This window comes from Salipiger sp. ABF4_146 (assembly GCF_056161345.1).
The window spans coordinates 295,816-314,448 of the sequence record NZ_JBSWYX010000003.1; the positions used below are offsets into that span (position 1 = coordinate 295,816).

The 18,633-nt window shown below is 63.7% G+C and carries 20 protein-coding genes; 14 read left to right on the forward strand and 6 right to left on the reverse strand.

Going from position 1 to position 18,633, the window contains the following annotated elements:
- Nucleotides 1–121: 121 nt before the first annotated feature.
- Genes ACXAJT_RS06715 through dnaQ form a run of 4 tightly spaced genes read left to right on the forward strand, consistent with a single transcriptional unit; the run spans nt 122 to nt 2,823 of the window.
- Nucleotides 122–721 (forward strand): Maf family protein, encoded by a 600-nt coding sequence (locus ACXAJT_RS06715; RefSeq protein ID WP_475234060.1) that lies wholly within the window; start codon nt 122–124, stop codon nt 719–721.
- A complete protein-coding gene (locus ACXAJT_RS06720; RefSeq protein ID WP_475234062.1) occupies nt 718–1,548 on the forward strand; it encodes a shikimate dehydrogenase in 831 nt (276 codons plus the stop codon). Before ACXAJT_RS06715 ends, ACXAJT_RS06720 begins: the two co-directional genes overlap by 4 nt.
- Nucleotides 1,548–2,138, forward strand: a complete 591-nt coding sequence (gene coaE / locus ACXAJT_RS06725) for a dephospho-CoA kinase (RefSeq protein ID WP_475234063.1) — start codon at nt 1,548–1,550, stop codon at nt 2,136–2,138. The genes ACXAJT_RS06720 and coaE overlap by 1 nt, the downstream gene beginning before the upstream one ends.
- Nucleotides 2,131–2,823, forward strand: a complete 693-nt coding sequence (dnaQ, locus tag ACXAJT_RS06730) for a DNA polymerase III subunit epsilon (protein ID WP_475234064.1) — start codon at nt 2,131–2,133, stop codon at nt 2,821–2,823. The genes coaE and dnaQ overlap by 8 nt, the downstream gene beginning before the upstream one ends.
- A 16-nt stretch (nt 2,824–2,839) precedes the next feature.
- On the opposite strand, the gene secB is transcribed toward dnaQ, so the two are convergent.
- Nucleotides 2,840–3,361, reverse strand: coding sequence for a protein-export chaperone SecB (gene secB, locus ACXAJT_RS06735; protein WP_475234066.1), 522 nt, complete (start codon nt 3,359–3,361; stop codon nt 2,840–2,842).
- A 53-nt stretch (nt 3,362–3,414) separates the two neighbouring features.
- On the reverse strand, nt 3,415–3,939 hold the full coding sequence (locus ACXAJT_RS06740) for an FxsA family protein (RefSeq protein ID WP_475234068.1): 525 nt from the start codon (nt 3,937–3,939) through the stop codon (nt 3,415–3,417).
- 105 nt (nt 3,940–4,044) lie between these two features.
- Between ACXAJT_RS06740 and ACXAJT_RS06745 the strand changes: the two genes are divergently transcribed.
- Genes ACXAJT_RS06745 through ACXAJT_RS06755 form a run of 3 tightly spaced genes read left to right on the forward strand, consistent with a single transcriptional unit; the run spans nt 4,045 to nt 6,373 of the window.
- Nucleotides 4,045–4,704: a Tim44/TimA family putative adaptor protein gene (locus tag ACXAJT_RS06745; protein ID WP_475234070.1), complete on the forward strand. Its 660-nt coding sequence runs from the start codon at nt 4,045–4,047 to the stop codon at nt 4,702–4,704.
- 50 nt (nt 4,705–4,754) lie between these two features.
- Complete coding sequence (mltA, locus tag ACXAJT_RS06750) at nt 4,755–5,768, forward strand: murein transglycosylase A (protein WP_475234072.1); 1,014 nt, start codon at nt 4,755–4,757, stop codon at nt 5,766–5,768.
- Nucleotides 5,765–6,373 carry a Smr/MutS family protein gene (locus tag ACXAJT_RS06755; protein ID WP_475234075.1) on the forward strand — a complete coding sequence of 203 codons (609 nt, stop codon included), beginning with the start codon at nt 5,765–5,767 and terminating at the stop codon, nt 6,371–6,373. The genes mltA and ACXAJT_RS06755 overlap by 4 nt, the downstream gene beginning before the upstream one ends.
- Before the next feature lie 30 nt (nt 6,374–6,403).
- On the opposite strand, the gene idi is transcribed toward ACXAJT_RS06755, so the two are convergent.
- On the reverse strand, nt 6,404–6,919 hold the full coding sequence (idi, locus tag ACXAJT_RS06760) for an isopentenyl-diphosphate Delta-isomerase (protein ID WP_475234077.1): 516 nt from the start codon (nt 6,917–6,919) through the stop codon (nt 6,404–6,406).
- Between the two features lie 150 nt (nt 6,920–7,069).
- On the opposite strand from idi, the gene ACXAJT_RS06765 reads away from it, so the two are divergent.
- Nucleotides 7,070–7,486 (forward strand): c-type cytochrome, encoded by a 417-nt coding sequence (locus ACXAJT_RS06765; RefSeq protein WP_475234079.1) that lies wholly within the window; start codon nt 7,070–7,072, stop codon nt 7,484–7,486.
- Between the two features lie 87 nt (nt 7,487–7,573).
- On the opposite strand, the gene ACXAJT_RS06770 is transcribed toward ACXAJT_RS06765, so the two are convergent.
- Entirely contained in the window at nt 7,574–8,701 is a 1,128-nt protein-coding gene (locus ACXAJT_RS06770; RefSeq protein WP_475234081.1) for a polysaccharide biosynthesis/export family protein, read from the reverse strand.
- Between the two features lie 154 nt (nt 8,702–8,855).
- Here ACXAJT_RS06770 and ACXAJT_RS06775 point away from each other — a divergent pair, with 154 nt between their 5' ends.
- Nucleotides 8,856–9,467 carry a sugar transferase gene (locus ACXAJT_RS06775; protein ID WP_475234083.1) on the forward strand — a complete coding sequence of 204 codons (612 nt, stop codon included), beginning with the start codon at nt 8,856–8,858 and terminating at the stop codon, nt 9,465–9,467.
- 4 nt (nt 9,468–9,471) lie between these two features.
- Here the strand turns inward: ACXAJT_RS06775 and ACXAJT_RS06780 are convergent, their stop codons facing one another.
- Both ACXAJT_RS06780 and ACXAJT_RS06785 read right to left on the reverse strand, forming a co-directional pair.
- Complete coding sequence (locus ACXAJT_RS06780; RefSeq protein ID WP_475234085.1) at nt 9,472–10,149, reverse strand: YjbF family lipoprotein; 678 nt, start codon at nt 10,147–10,149, stop codon at nt 9,472–9,474.
- Entirely contained in the window at nt 10,146–12,275 is a 2,130-nt protein-coding gene (locus ACXAJT_RS06785; RefSeq protein ID WP_475234087.1) for a YjbH domain-containing protein, read from the reverse strand. The genes ACXAJT_RS06780 and ACXAJT_RS06785 overlap by 4 nt, the downstream gene beginning before the upstream one ends.
- A gap of 259 nt (nt 12,276–12,534) precedes the next feature.
- On the opposite strand from ACXAJT_RS06785, the gene ACXAJT_RS06790 reads away from it, so the two are divergent.
- The 5 genes from ACXAJT_RS06790 (at nt 12,535) to ACXAJT_RS06810 (ending at nt 18,620) form a co-directional block, all read left to right on the forward strand.
- Nucleotides 12,535–13,371: a flagellar motor protein MotB gene (locus ACXAJT_RS06790; protein ID WP_475234089.1), complete on the forward strand. Its 837-nt coding sequence runs from the start codon at nt 12,535–12,537 to the stop codon at nt 13,369–13,371.
- 261 nt (nt 13,372–13,632) lie between these two features.
- Nucleotides 13,633–14,931, forward strand: coding sequence for a flagellar hook protein FlgE (locus ACXAJT_RS06795; RefSeq protein ID WP_475234091.1), 1,299 nt, complete (start codon nt 13,633–13,635; stop codon nt 14,929–14,931).
- A 76-nt stretch (nt 14,932–15,007) separates the two neighbouring features.
- Nucleotides 15,008–16,468, forward strand: coding sequence for a flagellar hook-associated protein FlgK (gene flgK / locus ACXAJT_RS06800; RefSeq protein ID WP_475234094.1), 1,461 nt, complete (start codon nt 15,008–15,010; stop codon nt 16,466–16,468).
- An 11-nt stretch (nt 16,469–16,479) separates the two neighbouring features.
- Nucleotides 16,480–17,481 (forward strand): flagellin, encoded by a 1,002-nt coding sequence (locus ACXAJT_RS06805; RefSeq protein ID WP_475234096.1) that lies wholly within the window; start codon nt 16,480–16,482, stop codon nt 17,479–17,481.
- 53 nt (nt 17,482–17,534) lie between these two features.
- A complete protein-coding gene (locus ACXAJT_RS06810; protein ID WP_475234179.1) occupies nt 17,535–18,620 on the forward strand; it encodes a flagellar basal body P-ring protein FlgI in 1,086 nt (361 codons plus the stop codon).
- Nucleotides 18,621–18,633 lie beyond the last annotated feature (13 nt).

Below are 18,633 nucleotides of genomic sequence, written 5' to 3' on the forward strand. Positions count from 1 at the left end.
CTCAGGAATCACCGTGGAACGTCGTGAAACAGGAGAGATCTCCCCAGCCTTGAAACTGCGGGCGATTTTCCCCAGAAGCTTCCTCTGACATAGACCCAAGGCTGCGAACAGGTTTATCCACATGAGTCTTCCGCTCATCCTCGCCTCCGGCTCGCAAATCCGTGCCGATCTGCTGCGTGCAGCGGGCGTTTCCTTTGGAATCGAGGTGGCGCGCGTCGATGAATCCATGATTCGCGACTCGCTGCTGGCCGATGGCGCGCCGCCGCGCGACGTCGCGGACGCTCTTGCCGAGTACAAGGCACGTAAAGTCTCCGAAAAGACCCCCGGCGCGCTGGTGCTGGGGTGTGACCAGGTGCTGAGCTGCAACGGCAAGCTTTATTCGAAGCCGGAAAGCCCCGAGGACGCCCGCGCGCAGCTTATGGAACTGCGCGGCCAGCGGCTCAGCCTGCTGTCGGCGGCGGTGATCTATGAGAACGCAGAGCCCGTGTGGCGCCATGTGGGCGTGGCACGGCTGCGGATGCGGGAGTTTTCCGAAGAGTATCTCGACGCGTACATCGAGAGAAACTGGGACAGCCTGCGCAGCTCGGTCGGTGGTTTCAAACTGGAAGAAGAGGGTGTGCGCCTCTTCGCCAGCATCGAGGGCAGCCATTTCACCATTCTCGGGCTTCCGCTGCTCGAACTTCTCGCTTTTCTTCAGGTTCGGGGGATCATTGCAGGATGACCGATCACAAGATTCCACTGGCCGGCGTCATCGGATCGCCCATCGCGCATTCGCGATCGCCACTTCTGCATGGCCACTGGCTGAAGCGCTATGGCCTGCCGGGACATTACATCCCGATGGACGTGCCCGCTGACAAGCTGGCCGAAACGCTGCGCCTGCTGCCGCAGATCGGGTTCGTTGGGGTGAACATCACCATTCCGCATAAAGAACGGGTGATAGAGATCGCCGACGTGGTCTCTGACCGGGCGACGCTGATCGGTGCGGCCAATACGCTGACCTTTCGCGATGACGGCACGATCTATGCCGACAACACCGACGGCTATGGGTTCATCGAAAACCTCCGTCAATCCGCGCCGGGCTGGCAGGCCTCGGCCGGGCCGGCGGTGGTTCTGGGTGCGGGCGGTGCCTCGCGCGCGGTGATTGCGGCTTTGCTCGAAGCAGGCGTGCCAAAGCTCTATCTCAGCAACCGCACGCGCACCCGCGCCGAAGTGCTGCGCGAAGATTTCGGCCAGCGCATTCACGTGATCGACTGGGTGCAGGCTGGGAACGTGCTGGAAGAGGCGACAACGGTGGTGAACACCAGTTCGCTGGGCATGGTTGGCAAGCCGGAACTGCGGGTGCCGCTGGACGGTCTGTGCTCGCGCGCGCTGGTCACTGATATTGTCTATACCCCGCTCGAGACCCGACTTCTGCGCATCGGGCGCGAAATGGGCTGCACCTGCGTCGATGGGCTCGGCATGCTGTTGCATCAGGCGGTGCCCGGCTTCGAGCGGTGGTTCGGCAAACGGCCCGAAGTTGATGCGGACGCGCGCGCTGCGGTTCTGTGATGCGCTTTCGGCTTGGCCTCACCGGATCGATCGGGATGGGAAAGTCGCAGACCGCGGCCTTCTTCGCCGAGGCGGGCTGCGCGGTCTGGGATGCGGACGCGGCGGTGCACCGGCTCTACGGTCCCGGGGGCGCGGCGGTGGCGCCGATCGAAGAGATCTTTCCGCAGGCGATCAAAGATGGTGTGGTTTCACGTGAATCTTTGCGCGAGGTCATCGCCGGTGATCCGACGGCGCTGAAACGCATCGAAGAAATCGTGCATCCGCTGGTTCGGCAGGACCGCGCGCAGTTTGCCGACGAGAACGCCGAAAAAATCGGTGTGTTCGACATTCCGCTGCTCTATGAGACCAATTCGGAGGCGGAGTTCGACGCGGTCGCCTGTGTCACCATCCCGGCGGAGGTGCAGCGCGCGCGTGTGCTGGCCCGTGGGACGATGAGCGCTGCAGATCTTGAGCGCATCCTTGCGCGACAGATGCCGAACGACGAAAAATGTGCCAGAGCGGATTTTGTGATCACAACTGATACGCTGGACCATGCGCGTGCGCAGGTTCAAAATGTGCTGAGAGAAATCGAAAGGCGGATCGATGCGTGAGATCGTTCTCGACACCGAAACCACCGGCTTTGAGCCGGAACAGGGTGACCGTATCGTTGAGATTGGTGCTGTTGAATTGTTCAATCACGTGCCGACGGGCAAGGTTTACCATCAGTACATCAATCCCGAGCGGTCGATGCCGCAAGAGGCGTTCGAAGTGCACGGGCTGGGCGATGATTTCCTGCGCGACAAGCCGGTGTTCGCGAAGATCGTCGATGAATTCATCGCATTCGTCGGTAACGATGCCAAGCTGGTGATCCACAACGCCACCTTCGACGTGAAATTTCTCAATGCAGAGCTGAAATGGGCGAACCGTCCGCAGCTGCCGAAGGATTGCGCCATCGACACGCTGATGATCGCGCGCAAGAAATTTCCCGGCTCGCCTGCCTCGCTGGATGCGCTCTGCCGGCGCTTCGGGATCGACAACTCCAGCCGGACGCTGCACGGCGCGCTGCTCGACAGCGAGATCTTGGCTGAAGTGTATCTGGAACTGATCGGCGGCAAGCAGCCCGATTTTGTGCTGGCGCCAGTCTCATCGGGCCGCAACGAAGCAGGCGGCGACGCGGAATGGCGGCCGCAGCGGCGGGCACAGCCCCTGCCCTCGCGGCTGACGGACGAAGAAAAGGCGGCTCACGCCGCCTTTGTCGAGAAACTCGGAGAGAACGCGTTGTGGTCGCGGGGCTGACGCCCCGCCCCCAAGATTACGCGTCGAGCTTGCGCTCTTCGCCGGACGCGGCGGCTGCCTGCTGACGGCGCGCGATCTCGTTGCGGTAAAGCGCGACGAAATCGATGGTCTCGAGGTTCAGCGGCGGGAAGCCACCGTCGCGCGTGACATCGGACACGATGCGGCGCACGAACGGGAAGAGCATCCGCGGGCATTCGATCAGCAGGAACGGGTGCAGCTGTTCTTGCGGCACGCCTTCGATGTTGAACACGCCAGCGTAGTCCAGTTCGAGGATGAACAGCATGTCGCCGTTCGCTTTCGACTTGGATTCGACCTTCAGCTTCAGAACTACTTCGTACTGGTTCTCGGCCGAACGCTTCTTTGCGTCGAGGTTCACCTGAACCTGCACGTCGGGCTGGACGTCGCCGCTGACACCCTTCTGGGCGAGAATGTTCTCAAAGCTCATGTCGCGCACGAACTGTGCGAGCACATTCATCTTCACCGGTGCCGGGGTCTGCTGTTCGGCGGCTGCGCCGTTCTCGGTTGCTTCTTCAGCCATGGAAAGCTCCTGTTGGGATTTTGTATCCCGAATAGCAGCCCGGGATAGGCGGCTCAATGCTTAGTCCATCCTGACCCGGGGTGATTGGCACGTTTCGACGGCGGCACCTCGGTGTAATCGCCTTCGATCACGTCATCTTCGCGCGGACCAGGACGGTAGGGCTCGGCTTTGGGGCCGGTCTGCGGCCCACTGTGGGTGCGCGGCCCCTGCCCGCCCATTTCGAAACGCTGCACTTTTATGCGGCTGGAGATGAAGCGCATCACCGCGTCGCGCACCGCCGGCACCAGCAGCGCAAAGCCGCAGGCATCGGTAAAGAAGCCGGGTGTCAGCAGCAGCGCGCCCGAAAACAGGATCATCGCGCCATGCGCCAGTGGCCGGGTCGGGTCCTGCAACTGCGAGAACGAGTTTTGCAGGTCGGAAATCGCACGCAGGCCCTCGCGGCGGACCAGCGCCGTACCAAGGATGGCGGTCACCACAACAATCAACAGCGTCGGCCAGAGCCCGATCAGCCCTCCGACTTGGATGAAAAGTGCGATCTCGATCAGCGGCACTGCGACGAATGCCAGAAAAAGCCACATGGCCTCACTCCTTTTTCGCTGAGCGTGCACCGGTAGACTTGGCGCCGCCCAGTGCCTACATAGGAAGGCACCATAGAATTTTCCATGTTTGCCCATGAGGTGCCGATGAATATGCCGATCGTCCAGCTGCTGGTTCTTGCCGCGATCGCGATCTTTTTGATCCTGCGCCTGCGTAGCGTGTTGGGCACACGCGATGGTTTTGAGAAGCCCCCGGTGCAGGCGCCGTCCTCGCGTGATACCAATCGCCGCGACTTCGAAGTGATCGAAGGCGGGCCCGACCATGATATCATCGATCACGTTCCCGAGGGCAGCCCCTCGGCGCAAGCGCTGGCCAAGATGAAGGCAGCCGAGCCGAGTTTCAGCGTCGGGGAGTTCCTTGGCGGGGCGCGCGGCGCCTACGAAATGATCCTCATGGGGTTCGAGCGCGGCGACGTCGAGGAACTGAAGCCGTTCCTCGCGCCCGATGTCTACGACAGCTTTGCCGAGGTGGTCGAAAGCCGCCGCCAGCAGGGGCTGACCATCGAGGCGGAATTTGTTGGCGTGCGGGAGATGTCCCTCGTCGAAGCGACGTTCGACGACGCGACGAAACTGGCCGAGATCACGGTGCGCTACACTGGCGAGCTGACCTCGGTTGTGAAAGATGCGACCGGAACGGTCATCGAGGGCAGCCCGACCTCGGTGAAACGTCAGAAGGACGTCTGGACCTATGCCCGCAACATGGGTAGCGACGATCCGAACTGGCAGCTGGTCGCGACCGACGAATGAGGCGCGCGATCCGGGCGGCCGTGCTGACAGGAGCAATACTGACAGGTGCCATGGCCGCTGCGGAGAGCGACACCAATTACGAGATCCTGAGCTTCGGCGATCTCGACGGATGGGCGACGGATGATCATTCCGCCGCCCTTTCGGTTTTTCTAAATACCTGCGGCGACATGAACGATCCCGACTGGGCCTCGCTCTGCGCCTTGGCGAGCGATACCGACGATGCGCGCGGGTTCTTTGAGTTGTTCTTTCGTCCGGTGATGATCACCGGTGCGCCGGAAGATGAAGAAGAGGGCACAGAAGGGCTGTTCACCGGTTATTTCGAGCCGGAGCTGACCGGATCTCTTCAGCCTGATGACCGCTACGCCTACCCGATTTACAGCCTGCCGCCCGAGATCGGCGAAACCGAAGGGCCTTGGCTGTCGCGCCGCGACATTCTCAGCGGCGATGTGATGAAGGATCGCGGGCTCGAGATCGCCTGGGTCGATGATCCGGTCGAGCTGTTTTTCCTTCAGGTGCAGGGCTCTGGCCGCATTCGCCTGCCGAACGGCCATCATCTGCGGGTCGGCTACGGTGGTGCCAATGGTCACCCCTACAGGTCCATCGGCAAGGAACTGGTCACGCGCGGCACGTTCGATCTGCATCAGGTGTCGGCGCAAGTGATCAAGACTTGGGTGCGCGAGAACCCCGAGGCAGGGCTGGAGCTTTTGTATCACAACCCTTCGTATGTCTTTTTCCGTGAGGTCAGCGAGGTGCCTGCCGATCTGGGGCCGCTCGGCGCGATGAACCGGTCGATCACCCCGCTGCGCTCTATCGCCGTCGATCCGGCCTATGTGCCGCTTGGCGCGCCCGTGTGGATCGAGAAAGAGGGCGCAGAGCCGATGCGCCGTCTGATGGTGGCGCAGGACACCGGCTCGGCGATCAAGGGCCCGCAGCGCGCTGATGTCTTTATGGGAACGGGGGATGAGGCCGGACGCCGGGCTGGCACGATGAAGGATCCGGGGCGGCTGGTGGTGCTTTTGCCGATTCAGCGGGCCTATGCGCTTTTGCCGGAGTCGATCCTTTGAGCCGGCGCAAGCTGCGTCCCGAGGAGGTCGAACTGTGGGAGATGGTCGCCCGCAGCGCCGAAAAGCTGCCCGGTCGCAAGGTTACGCCAGAGGCCCCTGCCCCGAAGCCCTCGAAACCCAAGCCCGCCAAGTCGCGCAAACCGATGCCGCCGCCGCGCGATCCGATGTCTGATTTCGCCCTGGGCGCCCGCGCACCGAGCGCCGCGGAACGACACGATTTCTATGCCTCGACGTCGGACCGGCTGGCGAAAGATCCGGTGCGGATGGATGCCAAGGCCTTTGGCCGCCTGAAGCGCGGCAAGCTGCAGCCCGAGGCCCGGCTCGACCTACACGGCATGACGCTGGACCAAGCGCATGGCGAACTGGCGCGCTTTATCCTTGGGGCGCAGGTGCGCGGTTTCCGTCTGGTGCTGGTGATCACCGGCAAAGGTCTGCGCGAGGACCCGCACGATCCGATGCCGCGCCGCCGTGGGGTGTTGAAGACACAGGTGCCGCAATGGCTGCGGATGCCGCCTGTGGGCCAATGCGTGCTGCAGATCTCTGAAGCGCACATAAAGCACGGCGGCGGTGGTGCGTATTACGTCTATCTCAAACGGCGACGGTAGCGAGCGACCCCGCTGCGCGAACCTCCGGTCTTAGCCGAGGATCATATCGGCGTGATCGGCGAGGTAGATGCGCAGCCATGGGGTGAACGCCTCGGGCTCTTTGTCGATGCGGGCGCGAAGCTCTTCCAGTGTCAGCCAAACCGTGTCCATCACCTCGTCGGGATTTGGCGTGGGCTCCACCCCTGCCCCAGCCTCGGCGACGTAGATGTCGACCACCTCGTGTTCGGTCATGCCGCCACCGACGTCGGCACGGTATTCCACCTGCCCGCGGTGCTGCGGCTCCAGCGCGGTCAGCCCCAGTTCTTCTTCGAGCCGCCGCTCGGCACACACGCGCGGGTCTTCCTCCCAATGCGGATGCGTGCAGCAGGCGTTGGCCCAAAGACCGGGCGTGTGGTATTTCTCGAGCGCGCGCCGTTGCAGCAGTGTCCGGCCGTTGCGCATGACGAAGACCGACACGGCTTTGTGCCGCAATCCGCGAAGATGCACCTCGAGCTTGTCCGCCGGAACCAGATCACCGTCGATCCATGCGGGAATGTCCTGCGCCATGCCGCGCCTCCTTTCGAGGCGTCTGTTTCCTCCGGTGCAGCGGGAAGGTCAAGAAGCGTGATTTCCGCTCGCGCTGTCATTAGGTCGCAGCGCATGGTGCAATAATGTGGTCTAGGAAGGTCTTACGGAGACGCGCAACGGGAGATGGTCATGAAAACCAAGATGATTTTGAGCTTTGCCCTGCTCGCCATGGCGGGCACCGCGCAGGCGGAAGGCGATGTTGAGGAAGGCAAGAAAACCTTCGAACGCCGTTGCCGCGCCTGCCATATGATACAGGATGACGCCGGAGAGGCGATCCAGCGCGGCGGTCGGACCGGGCCGAACCTTTACGGCATTGTCGGGCGCACCGCGGGCAGCATGGATGGCTTTCGCTACCGCGACGCGATTGTCGAGGCCGGTGAAAACGGGCTGGTCTGGGACGAAGCTTCGCTTGAGGCCTACGTTCAGGACCCCAGTGGCTTTCTGCAAGAGTACCTCGGGGATCCCGGCGCGCGTTCGGGCATGACGTTCAAACTGCGCGAAGGTATGGAAGACGTTTACGCCTATCTGGCGACCTTCTCTGACTAAGCGACGCGGCAGGCCGATGGCCATGAAGGCAAAGGGGCGCTCCAAATGGAGCGCCCCTTCTCGTTGGCAGGCCTGTATGCGGGCCGATCAGAAGGCGTTGGCCGCGGCGGCGGTGCGCTGGGTCGTGGTGACGCCGCTGTTGACGATGCTGAGCAGCGTCTGCAGGCCAGCCAGCGGGCTTTCGGTCGCCAGAACCACATCGTCGGGATAGATCTGGAACTTGCGCGCGGAAAAGAGCCCGTCGGCACTGGTCAGATCGAAGGTGAAGACAACCTGCTGCATGCGGGGCGCGCTGCCGTCCGAGCGCAGCTGCCGCGGCGAATACTCGCGCAGCACCATCACGCCCCTGGGGTCGGCGCGCACGTCGTAAAGACCGCCCATCAGCGACAGCGCCTCAAGCGCGTTGATGTTCTCTTTCGGGAAGGTCACGACGCGTTGTTGCGACGAGGCGCCCATGCCGGTGAAGGTGCGGTCATCTTCTTCCACGACCACTGTGTCGCCGGGCTGCAGCAGCGTGTTGTAGCCGCCGCTTTCGAGCAGCGTGCTGGCGGAGATCTCATAGGTTGCGCCCTGCCGGATCAGGCGCACCAGCGGATTCCGCATCGAGGTGTTGATCCCCCCGGCATCGGCGATCAGGCCAAGAATCTTGTAGTTGCGCGAGGGCATCGGAAAGCTGCCGGGCTGGCTGACACCGCCGACCATCTCGACCGAGTTGCTGCGGCCCTGCGTCAGACTCAGCTGCACCTGCGCGGTGGGCACGATGGCTTCGAGCTTGCTCTGGATGCGTTGACGTGCCGAGTTTGGCGTCAGGCCGCGGATGAACACCTCGTCGATGTACGGCAGGAAGATCGCGCCGTTCGAGCCGACCTCGACCCCGGGCATCTGCGTCGATTTCTCGGCGGGGTTCGTCAGCAGCGAGTTTTCCTGACTGTCCCAGATGCGGATATCGACGCGGTCGCCGGTCTGGATCACGCTTTGGTTCGCTCCGGTGGAGGTACCAATCCAGTTGCGATCCATTTCCGGGCCGGTGCGCGGCCAAGACGCGATCAGCGGCATATTGGCACGCGTGACCTCGATCACCTGAAAACTCGGGAATTCGGCGTCGGCCTCGGCCAGAACCTCGGATTGCACGGCGGCGCCGCGCGGCAACGAGCAACCGGCCAAAAGGGCGACGCCTGCGAGGGCGGCAATCAGGTTACGCGAGAGTTTCGACACAATAGGCTCCGGACGCTTCCGAGGGTTTCTAAACTTACTGACAAGGTGATAGACAGTTTCGACGCTTGGGAAAAGCCGCTTGCGCGGTGGCGATCCCATGGCTTGGCATTTCTTTGCGCTTCGTTGCGCGATTGCTCGCGGGGACCGGACGGATATGACGCTTTCAAAGCGGCTGCTGGATATCATTTTGGCGGCTGTGCTGCTGGTTCTGCTGGCGATCCCGATCCTGATACTCTGCGTGACGATCCTGCTGCTTGATGGCAGGCCGGTGCTTTACCTGTCGGAACGGATGAAAACGCCGGACGAGGGTTTTCGGCTGTGGAAATTCCGCACCATGCGCCCCGACAGCGCTGATCGTGGTGTCTCGGGCGGCGACAAAGCGGCGCGCATCACGAAAACGGGAAAATTTCTCCGGCGCTATCGCCTCGACGAACTGCCGCAGCTTTGGAACATCCTGCGCGGCGACATCAGCTTTGTCGGGCCGCGCCCGCCGCTGCGCCGCTATACCGAGATGTTCCCCGCGCTCTACACCGAGGTGCTGCGCTCGCGGCCCGGCGTGACCGGGCTGGCCACCCTCGCCTTTCACCGCACCGAGGAACGCTTGCTGGCGCCCTGTCGCGACGCCGACGAGACCGAAGCGGTCTATTGTCGGCGCTGTGTGCCGCGCAAGGCCCAGCTCGACCTGATCTACGCCCGGCGCCGCAGCCTGTGCTATGATCTGAGGCTCATGGCGGCGACAGTGGTCAGGCGTATCTCGCTGCATTGACGCCTCAGCGCTGCAGCTGCGTCATCGTCATGTAGCCGGTGGTCTCACCCAGCCACTGCCGCGATCCGAGGATCTCGCCGGAGCCATCCACAAGGTAGTAATCGACGAAGGGCTTGCCCTCCTCGCTGGTGCAGGCCGCGAGCATTTCGGTCACGCCCGCGCGGATGCGGCCCTGTGCAAGATCCACCCGCTCGTCCGGCTCGACGTTACAGCGATAGGTGATTTCCCGGGTGACGTCCTCCGCCGTGAGGTAGCGCTGCACATAGGCGACGTTGCCGGTGCCACGGCCGCGCACAAGCGCCAGCAGCGCATCTTCCTCTACCGACATCAGATCGCCGCCAAGGCCCCGCGTCCCGGTGATCATCCCGTGACGCAGCACCACGGCTTGACGATCCGCGGTGCCATAGGTGCGATGCGCGCCGTTGCGCTCGATCTGCGCGGCAATGGCTTCGGAGTTGCGCGCGTTGATGCGCAGCAGGATCACCGGAAGATCGGTGGCGGCCAGCGTCTGGGCAATCACCTCGTCCGAGATGCCCGGATTTTCGCCATCGTCCGAGCGCTGGAAGAAGCCGGTGTAGGCTGCCTCGAAAATCGGGTCGCGGGTTTGGTCGTTGCCGCAGGCGGCCAGCGTGGCGAGCAGCCCGGCAAACAGGCCGGCGCGGCGCAGGGTCTTGAAGCTCATCGCCAGAATCTCCCCCAGGAAGCAGCCACATCGGGCTCGTGGTCGTCGCGGATGCGCTCGTAGAGACGATCGTCGATATTGAGTTTCGCGCCACCGTCACGCTGCACCGAGCGCAGGGTGATCGTGCTGTCGGCCTTCGACGGTTCGCCGGTGCCGATCGCCACCGGGATGGTGATGAACAGGCCCTTGTCGAACGAGCCTTCGCCGAAGTCCTCAGAAGACACGTCGGTCTTGGTGGCAAAGGCGCCGATGCGCCAGCCGTTGACGAACTCGCGGGTGACGGTCAGCGTCGCACCGGTGTCGCCTGCGATATAGCGCCCGACATCGAGCTGCGCGTTATAGCCCTGACCAATGTCGTAATAGGCCGACACATGGCCATTCAGATGCGGGAAGCTGCGGGTGATGCCGCTGACCGGATCGGTGGTCTCATTGCCCTGCACGCCGAACAGCATGTCGAAATCGCGGCGCTCGACGTAGTTGAGCTCTGCGCCGAGGGCGAAGCGGCTGTCGGCGGGCTTCCACAGGACTTCGGTCGACGCACCGGCGTACATCGGCTCGAGATAGCCCAGCGTCAGCCGGCTGTAGACCTCGGGTGCCAGCTTTCCATAAAAGCCAAGCGTCAGGCGCGGGATCGACGGATCGCTTTCGCGGGCGAACTCGCCGTAGTCGGTGCGCACGCGCGGCAGCTTCGACTCGTCCTCGCGCGCGATTTCATCGAGGTTGCCGATCACCCTCTTGGAGACCGACCCGTTGAGCACGATGTTCGGGGTGATCTCATAGGTGCCGCGCAGCGAGGCACCGAGATCGAGCCGCAGCGGTCCGTCGGGATCGAAGGTGCTATAGGCGTAGTACGGCGCAAGCGACCAGCGGAAGCGCGGATAGTCGTCAAGCTTCATCGCTGGCGTGTTGGCGGCACTGGCTTCGCCGAAGCGGGTGCGGGCCAGCATGTCGGTCGCGGCGTCGTTCTCCAGCGCCTCGAGGTCCGAGCGGCGCATGGTCACCGTCGAGGCGGGCATGCCGTTCTGCGACGGGATGATCACGAACTCCTCGACCGAGGCGGGCAGCACCCGGCTCATGCTGCGCGCGGCGCGGCCGATGGCCTGCGCCGGGGCACCATATTTGTCGTTGCGCAGGCGCAGGGTCGCGCGGCGCGGCTCTAGTTCGAAGCCTTCCAGATCAAGCCCGTCGCGTTCGAGGCTGCGGGCCAGCCGCGCTTCCGTCGAGGCCTGCGCCGAGGCCAGATCGGTGGTCCAGCCAAGATCGTTCACATCGGCAGGCTGGCGCGGCTTGACCGGGCTTGGGGCGCTTTCGACGCCGCCCGGCACACCCAGTGTCTTGGGGTTCATCGGCAGCGTCACCTGAGCGCCAATCTCGCTGCCATGGGCAAGGTAGAGCGACAGCTGCGTGCCGCCGTCGAAGCGGTAGTCGACGCCGATGTTGACCGGCGAGTTCTGGTCGAAATCAGATCGCTCGCTTTCGGTGTCATAGGCGTCCGAGGAATACTCGATCTTGTAGGTCAGCCGCTTGTTGGGCGACCAGCTGATGCCGCCGAAGGGGGCGATATCGCCGCGGAACCAACGGTCGGCGGTTGGCTGGCCACCGGTGCCAAGGATCTCTTCGGAGCGCTCGCCAAACCCGCCAAATCCGCCGTGGCTCGCCAGACGGCCCCAGCCGAGACCTCCGGTCACCTGCACGCCGGGAAACACCGTCTTGGTGGCGACGACATATTCGCCGCTGTAGATGCCGGTGCCGATGAAATCCTGCAAGCCGATGACGACCGAGGGGCGCCAGCCGCTCTCTTTGAGAAGCTGGAAGCGGACATCAAAGCTGCGGTCATAATAAACGCCGTCGACCGAGGCGGGATGGTCGAAATCGCCGATGCCTGTGTAGCGGAATGTGCCGATCAGCCGCGGCGCCATCTGGAAGCTGAGCGAGCCGCGGTTGGCGGTGCCCATGCGGCCATAGGTCAGGGCCAGCGTCGCGTCGGGCGCCATATTGGCGTCGGGCATATCAACCAAACCCGGCAGGCCATAAAGGTTGAAGCTTGGCACGGTGTCGGCCCAGACAGCGCCGCCAAGCGCCGTCGCCCCGGCCAGAAGTGCCGCGATACCCGCCCGTCTTGCCATCCTGCCCTCACCTGTTCTTGAACTGCCCTGACGTCTTTTGCCCAGAGCTAGTGCTTTCTCCCCGGTCTGTCCATTGATCAGAACCGGGCGGGCGGGCGAGTGTGGGATCCTCGGCACGTCCCGGCCAGCTACGATCCGTCCTGAAACGGCGGCACGGGGTCCGACCCCGCGCGGCAAATTCCCCAAAATCCGAAATTTTAAGGCAGGGGTAACCGGCGCCACCCTATTGCTGTGGCGGGGTGTTTGGAAGGTGGTGGAAATGGCCGTCGACAGCAATGTCGCGCCAGTCATCATCAAGCGTAAGAAGAAGGCGGGCGGCCATGGTCATCATGGCGGCGCCTGGAAGGTCGCCTATGCGGATTTCGTCACGGCGATGATGGCTTTCTTCATGCTGATGTGGCTGCTCAACGCGACGACCGAAAAACAGCGCAAGGGGTTGGCCGATTATTTCAACCCGACGATCGCGGTGGCCCGCATATCGGGCGGCGGTGATGGTCTGATGGGAGGGGAAAGCACCTTCTCCGAAAACGTATTGCCGCGCATGGGCACTGGCTCGACCTCGATACAGGCGACAGAGATGCATGCGGCGCGGGGCAGTGTCAGTTCCGGCACCGCCGAACCCGATGCCGCCGAGCAGGCCGTTCTGGAAGAGCTGCGCGATCGTCTCACTGCGCGCCATGGCGAGAGCATGGTGGATGACGGGCTGATGCGGCATGTGGTGACGCGGCTCACCGACGAAGGGCTTGTGGTCGAGCTTTTCGAGACTGCCGACGCGCCGCTTTTTGACACAGGTGGTAACCCGACTTTCCTGCTGCGGCGGCTGTCTCAGATTATCGCCGGGGCGGCCGAGGTGGTGCGCAACCCGCTGGCCGTCGAAGCGCATGTGCCTGCTGCGCCTATCGTGCTTGCCCGCGATTCCTCATGGGACAGGTCGGCGGATCGGGCAGGGCGCATGCGCGCGCTTCTGGGTGCTGCGGGGGTGCCAAAGGTCCGTCTTGCGCGGGTGACGGCGCATGCCGACCGAGAGCCCGCCCGCAGCAACCCGATGGACCCGCGCAACGGCCGCATCGAAGTGATTTTCCTGCGCCGTGAGTGACCGCAGGGGCGCGCGCGGCGATGCCGGCGAGGTGCGCGCACCGTCCGGTGTCTGCGGCGTCCTACGGTTCTTCCCCGTCATGGACAGGAGAGTTCGGGGCGGTGCTGGGGCAGGCATGTCGGCAGCCATGTCGGCAAGGAGGTTCGCAGGGAGGTCGGGCGGGAAGCGGAAATCGTCTGGATTTTACCTATTAGCGCGGCCTTAAGTCAGCGCCTCTAGGGTTGAGGTGACGGGAACAGGTGACAGCAGAAAGGCGCGTCCATGACCATCTCTTCGTCTCTCAACGCGGGTGTCTCGGGGCTGACGGCAAATGCCAGTCGGTTGGCGGCGATTTCGGACAATATCGCGAATTCTTCGACCTATGGGTATCGCCGCGCCGAAACCGAATTCAACTCTCTGGTGATGACTGACGGGGGCCGGTCCTACACCGCTGGTGGTGTAATGTCCTCGAACATGCGGCTGGTGGATCAGAAAGGGTCTCTGGTGACCACCGGCAATGCCACCGATCTGGCGGTGCGGGGCAGGGGCATGCTGCCGGTGGTCTCTGGCCCGCAGTTCGAGGCGAGCCCGGGCGAGCCGGAGCTGTTGCTGACCTCCACCGGCTCGTTCCGCATCAACGAGGATGGCTATCTGTCGAACGAGGCGGGCTACTACCTTCTGGGCTGGCCCGCCGATATCGACGGCACCATTCCGAATTTCCCGCGCGACACCGTTGACGGGCTGGAGCCGGTACAGTTCAGCCTCAACCTGCAGGGCGATCCGACCACCGCCGTCGAGATGAGCCTCAATCTGCCCGCCACGGCGACGATGGCGGATTCCGACGGCGCCTCGGAAACCCTCTCGGTGGAATACTTCGACAATCTCGGCGTGTCGCAGAATATCTCGATGACCTTCACGCCAACCGTCCCGGCCACAGGCATGTCAAACGAGTGGACCATCGTGATGACCGATTCCGCCTCGGACGGCGCGGTGATCGGCGAATATGTTGTGACCTTCGATGCCACGCGCGGCAGTGGTGGCACGATCAATGCTGTCACAACGGTGACCGGCGGCGCCTACGATGGGGCCACGGGGCTGTTCACGGTCGATGTGGATGGCGGGCCGATCGAGTTCGATATCGGCGCCATCGGTGACAGCAACGGCCTGTCGCAGCTTTCCAACAGTTTCGCACCGATCGCCATCACCAAGGACGGTTCGCCGGTGGGCAATATGGTCGCGGTCGAGGTCGATGAGAACGGCTATGTGAACGCGCTCTACGACAGTGGTGTGAGCAAGACGCTCTATCAGATTCCGCTGGCCGATCTGCCCAATCCGAACGGCATGATCCCGATGGACAACCAGACCTTCAAGCCCTCTCCGGAAAGCGGATCCTACTTCCTGTGGGATGCCGGTGACGGGCCAACGGGCGACATCAAATCCTTCGCCCGCGAGGAATCCACCACCGACGTGGCGCAGGAACTGACCGATATGATTCAGACGCAGCGGGCGTATTCGTCGAACGCCAAGGTGATCCAGACGGTCGACGAGATGCTGCAAGAAACCACCAACATCAAACGTTAACCCCTTCGGCGTGATCCGCTGCGGGGCAGGGGTCTTGCAGTCTGGACAGCCGAAGGCCTGCTGAGGAGCGAAGCGCATGTCTTTGAGCGGAGCACTCTCCGGCGCGATGAGCGGGCTCACCGCCAGCAGCCGCGCCGCCAGTCTGGTGGCGTCGAATATCGCCAATGCGACCACCGAAAGCTATGGGCGCCGGGTTTTGGAAACATCCTCCCGAGGCACCGGCGGGCTTGGTGGCGTGTCGATCGAGGGGGTGCTGAGGCTGGTTGACCCGGCGGTGCTCTCCGACCGTCGCCTGGCGGATGCGGGCAGCGGTTTCGCTGGCAGTATGGAAGCCTTTGTCACCCGTTTCGAGGGCCGTGTTGGAGACAGCGGAGCGCTTGGCTCCCTCACCGGCCTTTACTCGGCGTTCGAGACCGCGCTGGTTTCGGCCACGGCGGACCCGGCCTCAACCCAGCGGCTGCAGACATTGGCGCAGTCGGCCCTCGACTTCACCGACAAGCTCAACACGCTGAGCCTCGATCTGCAGCAGGAACGGGTCAGCGCCGACGCAGCGATCGCACGTCATGTCGATGGTCTCAATACGGGCCTTCAGCGGGTGCGCGCGCTCAACGAGGCCATCGCCGACACGGTGATCCGCAGCGGCGATGCGTCGACGCTGATGGATGAACGACAACGCGTCATCGACGAAATATCCGATATCGTGCCGCTGCGTGTGGTCGACCGGAAGTTCGGAGCGCAGGCGATCTACGCCGCTTCGGGCCGGGTCCTGCTTGATCCCACGGTGAACAGTGTTCCGGCACGGATCGGTTTCTCCGCCACCGGCGCGATCGGGGCGGATATGACGCTGGCCGGCGGCGCGCTGTCGGGGCTGACGATCGACGATGTCGCGATCTCCAGCACCAACGAGGGACCGCTAGGTGGCGGTGCGCTGGGCGCGCAGCTGACCATCCGCGACGCGTTGGCCCCCGAGCTACAGGCCAGTTTCGACGGGCTTGCTCGCGACCTGATCGGCCGCTTCGGCCCGGGAGGTCCAGACACCACGCTCGCTGCCACAGATCTGGGGCTGTTCACCGATGCTGGCACGGTGTTCGACCCGCTAGACGAGGCTGGGCTGGCCGGACGTATCACCCTCAACACGCTGGTCGACCCGTCGGGCACTGGCAGTTGGCGCCTGCGCGACGGGCTCGGCGCGACAGCGCAGGGCCCGGTCGGTGATGCCACATTGCTCACCGGATACAGCAGCGCCCTCGAAGCGCTCACCGTGCCCGCCTCAGCGGCGCTCGGGTCCGGCAGCAAGGCGTTTTCGCAGCATGTGGCAGAGCTTCATTCAGCGATCTCCCTGTCCCGCGTGCGCGCCGAGGACGAGCTGAGTTTCGCGCAGGCCAGAACCACCGCGCTGCGCGAGCTGGAACTGTCGCAAGGCGTCGACACAGACGCAGAGCTGCAGGCGCTGATGCGCATCGAACAGAGCTACGCCGCCAATGCGCGGGTGATCAGCGTGGTCGATGACCTCATGCAGCGTCTGCTGGCCATCTAAGGAGGATGAACATGGATACGGTTGGCGATCTGGCGCGCAATCTGGTGCTTCGCAGCCATCATGCACGGCTTAACAGCGAGATGGACAAACTCGGCGTCGAGATCGCGACGGGGCTGGTGCGTGACCCGGCGCGCCACCTCCATGGCGATGTCACCGGGCTGGTGGCACTTGACCGGGATCTCTCGCGTCTCGAGGCGTTCCGCGTCAGCACAACCGAAGCTGCGGCGCGTGCCGCAACCATGCAAACCACGCTTGAGGAGATCCAGAGTCGTGGCGAACTGCTGTCGCAGTTTCTCCTTTCGGCCGAACTGACCCCGACGCAAGAGATGCGGGAGACCTTTTCTGACGAGGCGCGCAACGCCATGGGACAGATGCTGAACGGGCTCAACCGCACCATAGGCGGACGTTTTCTTTTCTCCGGCACCGCGAATGATACGCCAGCGGTGGCCGGTCTCGATATGATGCTCGGCGATCTGCGCGCAGCGCTGGCCGGGCAGGTGACCGCAGCGGATGTGCAAACGTCGCTGAACGGTTGGTTCGACACGCCCGGTGGTGGCTTTGAAACGTCTGGCTATCTGGGGGCGACCGATGATGCGAGTCCGATCCGTATCGGACAAGGAGATGCCGTGGCGCTGGATATCCGCGCAGACGAGCAACTGTTTCGGGATCTGCTGAAATCCGTGGCCAAGGCTGCGCTGGCGACGGACCCTGATTTGGCACTGGCTGCGCCCGTCCAAACCGAACTTCTGTCAGAGGCGGGTCGCGAATTGCTTGGCCATCAGGAGGCGCTGGTCGAACTGCGCGCGGGCCTCGGTGCAAAGGAAGCGCGGATCGAAGAGGTTGTCGCCCGCAATTCCGCCGAGCGTACGGCGCTCTCTCTCACGCGGCTCGAACTCGTCGGCGCCGATGAGTTCCAGGTCGCCGCGAAATACGAAAACGTGCGCGGGCAACTCGAGAGCCTTTATGCAATCACCGCACGCTCTTCGCAGCTTTCTCTGGTTGATTTCCTGTGAGGCGGTTTCGGCATCCGGCGCTTGGCCTCGTTCTGAGCCGCCTCGCGGTCACGCTGACCGCCCTACTGCTCCTGACGGCGTCAAACGCTTTCGCGCAATCGGTCCGCATCAAGGACCTCGTGGAACTGGACGGGGTGCGGTCGAACGACCTTGTGGGCTATGGGCTGGTGGTCGGTTTGAACGGCACGGGCGATGGGCTGCGGAACGCCCCTTTCACCGAGGAGATCATGCAGAACATCCTCGAAAGGCTGGGCGTCAACGTGACCGGAGAGCAGTTTCGGCCGCGAAATGTGGCGGCTGTCTTCGTCACAGGGCGATTGCCTCCCTTCGGGCGCGCTGGCAGCCAGATAGACGTCACCGTGTCGGCGATTGGCGACGCCAGCAGCCTGCTCGGCGGAACGCTGATCATGACCCCGCTCAATGCGGCGGATGGTCAGATTTACGCGGTGGCGCAGGGCACGGTGATTGCCGGTGGTGTCGAGGCGGAAGGCGACGCCGCCCGCGTCGTTCAGGGTGTGCCGACCTCCGGAGTGATCCCGGCAGGCGCAAGGATCGAACGCGAAGTGGCTTTCGATTTCAGCCAGTTGTCAAACTTGCGGCTGGCCCTGCGTGAACCTGATTTCACCACCGCTGCACGGATCGAGCGGGCGATCAACGGCGCCGTGGGCCGCCGCGCGGCACGGATGCTTGATGCGGGCACCGTCTCGGTGGATCTGCAAAACACCGGTGCGGGCTCGCCTGCCCGCGCCGTGGTGGCAATTGAAAATCTGCCGGTAGAACCGCAGCGCCGGGCCCGGGTGGTGGTGGATCAACGCTCCGGCACCATCGTCATGGGAGAGGATGTGCGCATTTCCCGGGTGGCGGTCTCGCAGGGCAATCTCACCCTGCGCATCGACGACGCGCCGTTGGTTGTGCAGCCCAATCCATTTGCCGAAGGCGAGACGATCGTCGTGCCGCGCACCAATGCCGATATCGTCGAGGAGCCGGGCATCGGCTTGGCGGAGGTCCCGGGGGGAACCTCTCTGTCAGAGGTGATCGCCGGGCTCAACGCGCTGGGCGTCTCGCCGCGAGACATGATTGACATCCTCAAGAGCATCAAGGCCGCGGGGGCGCTGCATGCGGAATTTGTCGTCATGTGAGCCGCGCTGCGGC

Excerpts from the sequence above, each read along its gene's own strand:
- secB (WP_475234066.1), bottom strand. The coding sequence starts at position 3,361 with ATGGCTGAAGAAGCAACCGAGAACGGCGCAGCCGCCGAACAGCAGACC.
- dnaQ (WP_475234064.1), top strand. The coding sequence starts at position 2,131 with ATGCGTGAGATCGTTCTCGACACCGAAACCACCGGCTTTGAGCCGGAA.
- flgK (WP_475234094.1), top strand. The coding sequence starts at position 15,008 with ATGTCTTTGAGCGGAGCACTCTCCGGCGCGATGAGCGGGCTCACCGCC.
- ACXAJT_RS06805 (WP_475234096.1), top strand. The coding sequence starts at position 16,480 with ATGGATACGGTTGGCGATCTGGCGCGCAATCTGGTGCTTCGCAGCCAT.
- ACXAJT_RS06715 (WP_475234060.1), top strand. The coding sequence starts at position 122 with ATGAGTCTTCCGCTCATCCTCGCCTCCGGCTCGCAAATCCGTGCCGAT.
- coaE (WP_475234063.1), top strand. The coding sequence starts at position 1,548 with ATGCGCTTTCGGCTTGGCCTCACCGGATCGATCGGGATGGGAAAGTCG.
- ACXAJT_RS06740 (WP_475234068.1), bottom strand. The coding sequence starts at position 3,939 with ATGTGGCTTTTTCTGGCATTCGTCGCAGTGCCGCTGATCGAGATCGCA.
- idi (WP_475234077.1), bottom strand. The coding sequence starts at position 6,919 with ATGGCGCAGGACATTCCCGCATGGATCGACGGTGATCTGGTTCCGGCG.
- ACXAJT_RS06795 (WP_475234091.1), top strand. The coding sequence starts at position 13,633 with ATGACCATCTCTTCGTCTCTCAACGCGGGTGTCTCGGGGCTGACGGCA.
- ACXAJT_RS06745 (WP_475234070.1), top strand. The coding sequence starts at position 4,045 with ATGAATATGCCGATCGTCCAGCTGCTGGTTCTTGCCGCGATCGCGATC.
- ACXAJT_RS06780 (WP_475234085.1), bottom strand. The coding sequence starts at position 10,149 with ATGAGCTTCAAGACCCTGCGCCGCGCCGGCCTGTTTGCCGGGCTGCTC.
- ACXAJT_RS06720 (WP_475234062.1), top strand. The coding sequence starts at position 718 with ATGACCGATCACAAGATTCCACTGGCCGGCGTCATCGGATCGCCCATC.
- ACXAJT_RS06790 (WP_475234089.1), top strand. The coding sequence starts at position 12,535 with ATGGCCGTCGACAGCAATGTCGCGCCAGTCATCATCAAGCGTAAGAAG.
- mltA (WP_475234072.1), top strand. The coding sequence starts at position 4,755 with ATGGCCGCTGCGGAGAGCGACACCAATTACGAGATCCTGAGCTTCGGC.
- ACXAJT_RS06785 (WP_475234087.1), bottom strand. The coding sequence starts at position 12,275 with ATGGCAAGACGGGCGGGTATCGCGGCACTTCTGGCCGGGGCGACGGCG.
- ACXAJT_RS06765 (WP_475234079.1), top strand. The coding sequence starts at position 7,070 with ATGAAAACCAAGATGATTTTGAGCTTTGCCCTGCTCGCCATGGCGGGC.
- ACXAJT_RS06775 (WP_475234083.1), top strand. The coding sequence starts at position 8,856 with ATGACGCTTTCAAAGCGGCTGCTGGATATCATTTTGGCGGCTGTGCTG.